At 47.3% G+C, this 1,037-nt stretch carries 1 protein-coding gene; it reads right to left on the bottom strand.

Features of this window, described 5'->3' with window-relative positions:
- On the bottom strand, positions 1 to 1,037 hold a 1,037-nt coding region (gene tuf, locus B076_RS0100005), incomplete at its 3' end, for an elongation factor Tu (RefSeq protein ID WP_028485497.1).

The raw sequence follows: 1,037 nt of genomic DNA, 5'->3' as shown, positions 1-1,037 counted from the left end.
AGTTCACAAGCACCAGTTACGTCAGTAGTACGGAAGTAGAACTGTGGACGGTAGCCGTTGAAGAATGGAGTGTGACGTCCACCTTCGTCTTTACCTAGCACATAAACTTCAGCTTCGAACTTGGTGTGTGGAGTAACGGTACCTTTGTGTGCCAATACTTGTCCACGTTCGATGTCTTCACGCTTAGTACCACGCAATAGGATACCTACGTTATCACCGGCTTCACCTTGATCTAGAAGCTTACGGAACATTTCAACACCGGTAACAGTGGTTGTTTGAGTTGGGCGGATACCGACGATCTCGATCTCTTCACCTACTTTAACCACACCAGTTTCAACACGACCAGTTGCTACCGTACCACGACCCTGGATTGAGAAGATGTCTTCTACAGGCATTAGGAATGGCTTGTCAGTTGCACGCTCTGGAGTCGGGATGTAGCTGTCTAGTGCATCGATTAGACGCTGGATAGATGGCTCACCGATTTCAGACTGGTCACCTTCGATGGCTTTTAGTGCAGAACCAATGATAACTGGAGTGTCATCACCTGGGAATTCATAGGTATCTAGAAGTTCACGAACTTCCATCTCTACTAATTCCATTAGCTCTTCATCATCAACCATGTCGGCTTTGTTTAGGTAAACAAGGATGTATGGTACACCTACCTGACGTGATAGCAGGATATGCTCACGCGTCTGTGGCATCGGGCCATCAGCCGCTGAACATACTAGGATTGCGCCATCCATCTGTGCTGCACCGGTAATCATGTTTTTAACATAGTCAGCGTGCCCTGGGCAGTCTACGTGTGCGTAGTGACGGGTTTCTGATTCGTACTCAACGTGTGCAGTTGAGATAGTGATCCCACGCTCACGCTCTTCTGGTGCGTTATCGATTGCAGCGTAGTCTTTTACGTCTCCACCGAATTTCTTACCTTGTACGATTGTCAATGCCGCTGTTAGAGTTGTTTTACCATGGTCAACGTGACCAATCGTTCCAACGTTTACGTGCGGTTTCGTTCTTTCAAACTTTTCTTTTGCCAT

This window comes from Thiomicrorhabdus chilensis DSM 12352, assembly GCF_000483485.1.
In the GTDB taxonomy this organism is placed as follows: domain Bacteria; phylum Pseudomonadota; class Gammaproteobacteria; order Thiomicrospirales; family Thiomicrospiraceae; genus Thiomicrorhabdus; species Thiomicrorhabdus chilensis.
The sequence above is the reverse complement of the archived record's forward strand: the minus strand, read 5'-3'. Positions and strand labels throughout refer to the sequence as shown.